Genomic DNA, 9,005 nt, shown 5'->3' on the forward strand with positions numbered 1-9,005 from the left:
TCCTACAGCCTTTCTGAATTTTAATTGTCTTAAACAAAGAATGATTTAACTAAAAAAACATTAATTGTATCAATCATGAAGAAAAATCTACTGTTATTATTTTTAACAATCGTTGTAAATTTTTTGAATGCACAAAGCATTACTTTCATTTCGGAAAAAACCAATAAACCACTTCCTAAGATTTCGGTGTTTGGGAAAGACGGAAGTATTGTAGCCTACTCTGATATTGATGGAAAAATAGACAAACTATCCATAAAACCGGATCAGGAAAAGTTTCAGCTCATCTACGATAATATGTCTGTTGCTACTTTGTCCTATGCAGATTTCGACAAAGAAATCATTAAAGTGGATGACAGAATAAAAGATATCGAACGTGTGATCATAAAAAATAATAAACCCGCAAAATATATTTTTGTAAAAGGAAACTTTAACTCTTACGTTACCGTAAACAATAAGTTAAACTGCTACACAGACGGAATCATTACTTACATTTTTGATAATGAAACAAAAAAACTGAAAAGTGCCGATGTAGAACAATACAGAGCATTCAGGATTGAAGACAAAAATGTTGATAAAAAATTGACAGCATCCTTTGATTATGGCAAAATGATGAATGTACCTGAGATGAAAGACGTTGGAAATATTCAGGAATATAAAAAAAGAAATGCCGTCATTAAAGAACTGAAAGGTGACCGGAAAGATCAGATCGAAATTGCTCACAGTGCTTTACAGGAAAAAGAAGTAAACTTTTTAGGATACCGTTTTTACGATGTAAGAGTAATCTCAAATGCTTCTTACGAAAAAGAAAGCAATAAAACCTTAAGAGATCTTCTGGAATTTAACGATATTCGATTTATCAAATTAAAGCACAAAAGTGAGCCAGACTACAACCAGTTGATCTATTACAGCAATTTTTATCCTGTGGAAATAGAATTCAGAAATGATAAAGATATCGAAAGTGTAAATTTGAATACCAATAAAAGCAATTACACAACAAAATATTGGGAAGATCCGTCTTTTCCGAATATGCAGACTGTTTTCAGTTCATTTTTCAGAGATCAGCTAAAAGAACAACAAAATAAAAAATAAAATCCTCTATTAATAATGGTTTTATTATTTTTGTGGTAAACCGAAAAAAAAATGAAAAAGTTTTCTTTTCTACTAATTTTCAGCCTGTTGCTTTTCACAGCATGCAAGAAAGATCATGTAGATGCTACCAATACTAAAACTTTGCAGTCGAGTATCAATGATATGACGGCAAGTTTACCTACTATTAAGCAAATTAAATTTAACGAAGCGCTCTACATCCTAAAAACTTTTGGAGTGGAAGCTGATGGAGATGTTGCCGAACTGAAAGCTTTAGGACAGTTGATTGACGGTAAAAAAGTGCCGGAAATTATGGCAATGGCAGATCAGGTAGCACAAAAAAACGGAATCGAATGGGCAAGTACAGCACCGCCTTCATTAGGAGAAATGAATATCTTCGGAAATGACAAGGCTAAAGAAAGCGATTCGAATGACGTAAAAGCCAATTCATTGAGCATTACCACAAGACCGACAGGAGATGACGGAACCGGAGCTCCTACTGCGCTTCAAATTGTTCCGAGATTAGTTGATAACGCCGGAAATCCTGTATCCTTTACAGGAGCTGGTCTGGAAGCAACGCTGGAAGTATTCAGCAACGGAATAAAACTTTCTACGGCTAAAAATTTAATGCAGGATAATAACTTCAAAGGATTTAATTTAAAATTCTCTTCACTTCCTGCTGCTAAGGTTGTTGATAATAAAATCGACATCACGGTTTCTGTAAAAACAACTGCTAAAACTTTCAAAATGACAAAAATCGGATTGGATGTAAATCCACTTTTACTGAAAGTTCCGGCTGCACCGAAAGTAGATTCAACAGCAGTTATTCAGGATCCTGCCGTAATCGATCCGAACAATCCGAATGCGACCGTTCCTTCTGCAACAGATCCAAATGCAGCCACACCAACAACTCCTGCAGCACCTAAACAACCGGCTGCAGATCCAAAAAGCACGGTTTCAGGATTTTTAAATAACGTAAGCGCTCAAAACTTAAAAGCTGCATACAATTCTGCAAGTAACCCGAATTGGGGAAGTTATGAGTCGTTCTCGAACCCGACTTCAGGATTTGGTTCGGTGAAAAATGTAAGCGTAAAAAACATCACCACCAATGCTTCCAATGCAACTTCTGCAAGTGTAAATGCAACGTATGATGTAACGGATAAAAGTGGAAAAACAACATCTCTGAAAGCAACTTTCGGACTTAAAAACGTAAACGGAGACTGGAAAATTTCCAGCTACAAAATCAATCCGTAAAAAATGGCATCGCAGCAGCTTATCACAAAACTGGAAGAAACCATTGAAAATATTCCTGATTTTCCGATTCCGGGAATTCAGTTTAAGGACATCTCTCCTATTTTCCTGAACCCGAAACTGTATGAAGAAGTGATTGCAGATCTGGTACAATTCAGCAAAGGAAAAGTTGATGCGGTGTGCGGAATTGAAAGCAGGGGTTATCTTTTCGGGATTGCCATCGCCGTTGCATTAGAAGTTCCTTTTATTTTAATCCGAAAAGCAGGAAAACTTCCGCCACCCGTTATTTCAGAAAAATATGATCTGGAATACGGAAGTGCTGTGATTGAAACCCGTGAAGGACAGTTAAAATCCGGACAAAGAGTTCTGATTCATGATGATCTTTTAGCAACCGGAGGAACAACTGAAGCTGCCGCTAAATTGGTTGAAAAACAAGGCGCAACCGTTTCCCAATTCAGTTTCCTAATTGGATTAAAAGATTTAAAAGGCAAAGAAAAACTGAAAAAGTTTAATGCAGAAATCTATCATATTTTAGAATATTAAATTTCAAAAAATAGGACAAAATGCTCTGGAATTCGTTTTCCGGAGCATTTTTCATGATTAACTATTCACAATTCACTCATTCACTTGTAATAATTTCCTTTAATTATTCAAATAAAATCAACAATACACACAAAGTATTTTGTAAATCATTCAGAAACAATTAAATTTGCATTTCAATTTTTAATAATTTATGGCAAAAATTACAAACGAGCAGGAAGGTAAAGAAACTGTTGAGTTTTTTAAAGATCTTGACAGAGAAGCTTTAAACACAGAAAGGTTCCTTGAAAAATATTCAAAACCTTTGGGAATTGTTTTCGGACTACTTATTTTAGGAGTTCTGGGCTTCTTCGGTTACAAGCAATTTGTTGTAACTCCTAAAAATGCAGAAGCTGTAAAAAGTTTCCTGGCTGCTCAGAAAAATCTTGCTGACGGTAAAGATAAAGAGGCTTTAGGCGGAAAATCTGCTGCAAATCCGGGTTTCTTAGGAACTTATAACGAATATTCTGCAACCAACGTAGGAAAGCTTTCTGCTTACAACGCAGGTTTGGTGAAATTCAAAGAAGGTAAATTTCAGGAAGCTTATGATCTTTTAGATAGTTTTTCATCTGACAACAAAACATTGATGGCAATGAAATATGGAGCAATGGCAGATGCAAAATCCGGGCTTAACAAAAATGATGAAGCCCTTCAGTTATTAGACAAAGCGGCTTCAGCTTCAGACGATCCTTACACAACGTATTATTTTACGAGAAAAGCCGGTATCTTAGCTTTAGGATTAAAGAAAAATGCAGAAGCTAAAAAGTATTTTGCAACAATTGACGAAAAATATCAGGACTACGACAACGGAATGTCTGATTCTTATATTGAAATGACTAAATATTACTAAACAATGGCAACAGTTAATCTTTCTGATTACAAGCCACTTAACATAACCAATGCCGATGATTTTTCTATCGGCATTGTTTTTTCTGAGTGGAATGATTTTGTAACCTACAATCTTCGTGATGCAGCTCTGGAAATCCTTCAAAAAGAAGGAGTTAAATCTGAAAAAATCTCTCTTTTTCCGGTCCCGGGAGCATTTGAGTTAAGCTACGCAAGTATGCAGCTTTGTAAAGAGCGAAAATTTGATGCAGTAATTGCGATCGGATGTGTGATCCGTGGAGAAACGCCTCATTTCGATTACGTTTGTTCGGCGGTTGCACAGGGAATTAAAGATTGTAATGTTCTTACAGATACTCCGACTATTTTCTGTGTTTTAACGGACGATACAAAAGAGCAGTCGATTGCAAGAAGCGGCGGCGATCTTGGAAACAAAGGGGTTGAAGCTGCAGTTACGGCTTTGCAGATGATTGATTTTAAAAAGAATCTTTCGGGCAGAAAAGGGAATATAGGATTTGGGAATTCATAATTTTCCGAAGTGAAAAATATTTAAAAAGGACTATTCTTCAATAGTTCTTTTTTTGTCCCAGAAAGTTATCTCCCGAATATATATTGTGGTATTTTTAAAAATTATGCGCTCAAATAATATTCAATACTTATTTTTGTAAGAATTCATATTCAAATCATAACAATGTTTGCTCAGAAAACAAAACCATTCCTTTATTTAGGAATCTTTTACCTTATCATTTCTTTAATCATAAGGATTGTATTTTTCTTCCATCCCATTACCACAGCCAGTTTTGGAGTATTTGAAGTGTTAAAAATAATATTGGTAGGTGTTCTCAATGATGCCTTGGTTTTTATTTTAGCCAGCACCTTTTTAGCCCTCTATTTTTTATTTCTATCCAATTCAAAATATCAGAAACCTTACGGACAGATCATTTTGGGAATTTTAGTCCTGTTTTTTCTGTACATTCTTCTGATTCCGAACAATATATTCAAACAATACGGCGGCTCGGTTGCAGAAATTGCGCTGGCCTTTATCGGGTTAAAAATTATCTGCTTCGCATTAATGCTTTTCCTCCCGAAACAACGTTTGAAAATACGGAATGTACTTTATTTTATAACCCTGTTTCTGTACGTTCTACTCATCGTATTCAACGCAGTAAGCGAATATTTCTTCTACAATGAATTCGGACTGAGATACAATTTCATCGCGGTAGATTATCTCATTTACACCAATGAAGTGATCGGAAACATCATGGAAAGTTATCCGGTGGTTCCTCTTTTTTCTGTAATTTTTCTGGTAACATTTGCCATTACCTTTTTCATTTTCAGGAAAACAAGAAAGGAACTTTCAGATCTTCCCAATCTGAAGCAGAAATTTATTTTGCTGGGATCATTTATTCTTTTGATCGGAGTAAGTTTATTTGGATTAAATTTCACTACAAAAATGAAAGGAAGCAGTGTTTTTGAAGAAGAAATTCAGGCAAACGGTCTTCCGAAATTCTATTGGGCATTTACCCACAACGAGCTGGATTATTTTCAGTTTTATCCTGAAATCAATCAGAGTCAGGCAGAAAAAAACTTTTTAAGCCAGTTTGCTCCACCTGTCCTGAAAAGAAATATTGTGTCTGCAGAACCGGAACTGAAAAAAAATGTCGTCTTAATTTCTATTGAAAGTTTATCCGCAGATTTTTTAGCACATTATGGAAATACACAGAAAATCACTCCTTTTTTAGACAGTTTGGCCGATAAATCATTAATGTTTACCAATCTTTACGCTACCGGAAACAGAACCGTCCGCGGTCTTGAAGCGTTAACGCTCTGCATTCCTCCTACTGCCGGAGAAAGCATTATTAAAAGAGAGAACAACAAAAATAAATTTACCACAGGAAGTGTTTTCAAATCAAAAGGATATGATGTGAAATTTTTGTACGGTGGATACAGCTATTTCGATAATATGCAGGATTTCTATGCCGGAAACGGGTATGATATTGTCGACAGAAATAATTTCAAGCCGGAAGAAATCACTTTTGCAAACGTTTGGGGCGTTGCTGATGAAGATATGGCAAAAAAAGCCATCCAAACCATGAATGCCGAAGCAAAATCCGGAAAGCCGTTCTTCAATCACTGGATGACGGTTTCAAACCACAGACCTTTTACCTATCCTGAAGGAAAAATTGATATCCCCGGAAATGCAAAATCCCGTGAAGGCGGTGTAAAATACACAGATTATGCTTTGAAAAAATTCTTCGAAATGGCTAAGAAACAGGACTGGTATAAAAACACGGTCTTCATTATCATTGCAGATCATTGCGCTTCCAGTGCAGGAGACACAGAACTTCCGATGGATAAATACCGAATTCCTGCGATGGTTTTCTCGGAAGGATTTATCCAGCCGCAGAAATTTACGCAGACGATGTCTCAGATTGATGTGATGCCTACTGTTTTCGGTTTACTGAACTTCAGTTATCAGTCGAAATTTTTAGGACAGGACGTTTTCAGCAAAGAATTTCAGCCGAAAGCTTATGTTGCAACCTATCAGGATTTAGGATTTGTGAAGGACAATTATTTAACGGTTATTTCTCCTGTAAGAAAGGTTAAGCAATACGCTCTGGTACAGCAGAAAAACAATCTTGCTCCGGAATTTAATATTTATTTTGATGAAAATCCTTTAAAAGAAAAGGAACAGAATAAGCCGATGGTGGATGCAACGATTTCAGCGTATCAGTCGACTTCTTTCTGGCTGAAAAAAAATCAGCTGAATCGATAAATATTTTGAAAATATCATAATCCGCACAAAAATTGTATGGTTTAAATTTTTAAATTTACCAACAAATAAAAAATACAAACTAAGAGATGGACGGACGATAGAGGCGGTAATGTGGAAGACAGACGCGGACTTGGCGGCGGAGCCGTTGTAGGAGGCGGACTGGGAACGCTTATTATTGCTGCAATTATATTCTTTCTGGGAGGTGATCCTTCCTCGATTCTTTCTTCGGGAGCAGGTTCCGGATCTCCGAGAACAGAGCAGAGAGAACTGACTGCGGAAGACAAAAAAATCGGAGAAATGGTAGACATGATGGGAAAATGGAACATCACGACATGGGATCAGGTTTTTCAGGAAAACGGAATGCAGTATACTCCACCGAAAATTATCCTCTTTTCGGAGACTACACAGTCCGGCTGCGGAGTGGCACAGTCTGCAATGGGACCTTTTTACTGTCCTGCAGATCAGTCTGTTTATATGGACATGAGCTTTTTCAATGAACTTCAACAAAGATTCGGCGCTAAAGTAACGGAATTTACGGTAGCGTATGTTTTGGCGCATGAAGTGGGACATCATGTTCAGACACTTTTAGGAACAACGCAAAAAGTAGATCAGCTACGAAGAAGCGGACAGTATTCTGAAGCAGAAATGAACAGAGTTTCTGTTGCTACAGAACTTCAGGCAGATTTTTACGCCGGAGTTTGGGCAAAAAGAACGGATGCTGAAAAGCACATTCTTGAACCCGGAGATATTCAGTCGGCTATTGAAGCGGCTGAAGCGGTTGGTGATGATAATATCCAGAGAAGATCACAGGGATACGTTAATCAGGAAAGTTTTACGCACGGATCCTCCGCGCAGCGTAAAGAATGGTTTATGAAAGGATACAACACCGGAGACATCCGACAGGGAGATACTTTCAATCAGCTTTTGAAATAATTATTTAAATCAGTCAAATAAAAAACCCTGAAGAACCAATCTTCAGGGTTAATTTTTATTGTAATTCTATCGGGTTGCTGTTTCTTTTTGCTTCCTCTTTTACTCTTTCTTCCATACGTTTTCTGAAATCCCCGGAATTTCCTCCACCGAATCCACCGCCGCCACGGTTTCCTCCACCACCGTCAATTCTCATCGGAGCACCCATTCCGCCGCCTTGTGTCATAAATGACATCGGATCTGCCATGAATTTTTTCTGCTGTTTTACATAATCGTCTCTTTTCACTTTAATGGTATTTCCGAACTGGCTCATTGTCGGAAAGTCTGCGATTTTGTAATTTTTCATCAAATCGAAAGAATATTCTCCTTTATCGTCCTCTACTTTCACGATAAGTCCGGGAAGTCCGCCGAATTTGTATGGTCCGTCCTGATAAGGCAGATCTGTGGTAAACCACGCCGTCCATTTTCTTCCTCCAAAATCTGTTTCTGCTTTCTGAACTTTATAATCTCCGATTTTTGTGGTTTCTGAAGCAATTTTCCAGTTGATCGGGCGGTCTTCCTCGTAAGTATAAATATCTCTTCCGATTCTGTCTTTGAAGGTTATTTTCTGGCTTTTCTTATCTTTTTCAACAGAATAATTGATGTTGGATCGTAAAGCTTCCATCTGATCTCTGTTAAAACCTCTTGCTCCTCCACTTTGTATTGCTGCCTGAATGACAGAATCTCTTTTAATTCTGTTTTCGGAATAAAAAACAGATTTTTCCGGAGAAATATCCAGATACGCATTTTCTGTTTTGGTATCATTTTTATTGGATGCATCGGGTTTCATCGTCACCTGATATACAAATCTGTTGGTTTGTGCAAAAGCGGTCTGCATGAACAGAGCCAAAGCAAGAATGCCTAATTTTTTCATTTATAGTATATTTTTTTGTAAACCGTAATTTTAAAGACTACACAAAAAAACCGTGAAATCTTTATTTTATTTATAGATTTAAAATCCCGATCAAAGTTAAATCAAAAACTACCTAAAGCGTTTCTATTGTGGAAACTTTAAACATTTTTAACAATAAATTCATCCGCGAAATACATCTATTAAGAACAGAATCATTAAAATAGATATCTTCGATTTGAGATTGCGGAAATTAGTTCGTATTTTTGCATTATTAAATCATTCTAAATAAATACAATGATAAAAGTATCAGATCAAGCAAAAGCAAAAGCCATTCAGCTGATGACAGAAGATGGTTTTAAGCCTTTTGAAGACTATATAAGAGTGGGAGTAAAAAGCGGAGGATGCTCTGGTTTAGAATATGTACTGAAGTTTGACAACGAAAAAACAGATGCCGACCAGATTTTTGAAGACAATGATATCAAAATTATTGTAGATAAAAAATCAATCCTCTATTTGGCTGGAACCACTCTTGAATATTCAGGAGGTTTAAACGGAAAAGGATTTGTTTTTAACAATCCGAATGCATCCAGAACCTGCGGATGCGGTGAGAGTTTTTCTTTGTAAAAAAGACATTGGATGCAGATTTCA

Annotated in this window: 9 protein-coding genes; 8 read left to right on the forward strand and 1 reads right to left on the reverse strand. The window is 36.7% G+C overall.

Features of this window, described 5'->3' with window-relative positions; genetic code table 11:
• The first annotated feature begins 75 nt into the window (after nt 1-75).
• The 7 genes from WFK35_RS17310 to ypfJ all read left to right on the forward strand — a co-directional run bounded on the left by WFK35_RS17310 (nt 76) and on the right by ypfJ (nt 7,468).
• Nucleotides 76-1,089 carry a hypothetical protein gene (locus tag WFK35_RS17310; protein ID WP_336733635.1) on the forward strand — a complete coding sequence of 338 codons (1,014 nt, stop codon included), beginning with the start codon at nt 76-78 and terminating at the stop codon, nt 1,087-1,089.
• Between the two features lie 51 nt (nt 1,090-1,140).
• Nucleotides 1,141-2,340 carry a hypothetical protein gene (locus WFK35_RS17315; protein WP_336733636.1) on the forward strand — a complete coding sequence of 400 codons (1,200 nt, stop codon included), beginning with the start codon at nt 1,141-1,143 and terminating at the stop codon, nt 2,338-2,340.
• A 3-nt stretch (nt 2,341-2,343) separates the two neighbouring features.
• Complete coding sequence (locus WFK35_RS17320; RefSeq protein WP_336733637.1) at nt 2,344-2,880, forward strand: adenine phosphoribosyltransferase; 537 nt, start codon at nt 2,344-2,346, stop codon at nt 2,878-2,880.
• A 190-nt stretch (nt 2,881-3,070) separates the two neighbouring features.
• Entirely contained in the window at nt 3,071-3,766 is a 696-nt protein-coding gene (locus WFK35_RS17325) for a tetratricopeptide repeat protein (protein ID WP_214587651.1), read from the forward strand.
• Between the two features lie 3 nt (nt 3,767-3,769).
• Nucleotides 3,770-4,288 (forward strand): 6,7-dimethyl-8-ribityllumazine synthase, encoded by a 519-nt coding sequence (gene ribH / locus WFK35_RS17330; protein WP_214587652.1) that lies wholly within the window; start codon nt 3,770-3,772, stop codon nt 4,286-4,288.
• 162 nt (nt 4,289-4,450) lie between these two features.
• The gene (locus tag WFK35_RS17335; RefSeq protein WP_336733638.1) at nt 4,451-6,535 is read left to right on the forward strand and encodes an LTA synthase family protein; all 2,085 of its coding nucleotides are present in this window, start codon (nt 4,451-4,453) and stop codon (nt 6,533-6,535) included.
• A 72-nt stretch (nt 6,536-6,607) separates the two neighbouring features.
• Entirely contained in the window at nt 6,608-7,468 is an 861-nt protein-coding gene (gene ypfJ, locus WFK35_RS17340) for a KPN_02809 family neutral zinc metallopeptidase (protein WP_336733639.1), read from the forward strand.
• 55 nt (nt 7,469-7,523) lie between these two features.
• Here ypfJ and WFK35_RS17345 read toward each other — a convergent pair whose 3' ends face one another.
• Nucleotides 7,524-8,378, reverse strand: a complete 855-nt coding sequence (locus WFK35_RS17345; protein ID WP_214587655.1) for a GLPGLI family protein — start codon at nt 8,376-8,378, stop codon at nt 7,524-7,526.
• A gap of 273 nt (nt 8,379-8,651) precedes the next feature.
• On the opposite strand from WFK35_RS17345, the gene WFK35_RS17350 reads away from it, so the two are divergent.
• On the forward strand, nt 8,652-8,981 hold the full coding sequence (locus tag WFK35_RS17350) for a HesB/IscA family protein (protein WP_214587656.1): 330 nt from the start codon (nt 8,652-8,654) through the stop codon (nt 8,979-8,981).
• The last annotated feature ends 24 nt before the right edge of the window (nt 8,982-9,005 follow it).

Source organism: Chryseobacterium sp. VD8, from assembly GCF_037149975.1.
Taxonomy (GTDB): domain Bacteria; phylum Bacteroidota; class Bacteroidia; order Flavobacteriales; family Weeksellaceae; genus Chryseobacterium; species Chryseobacterium indicum.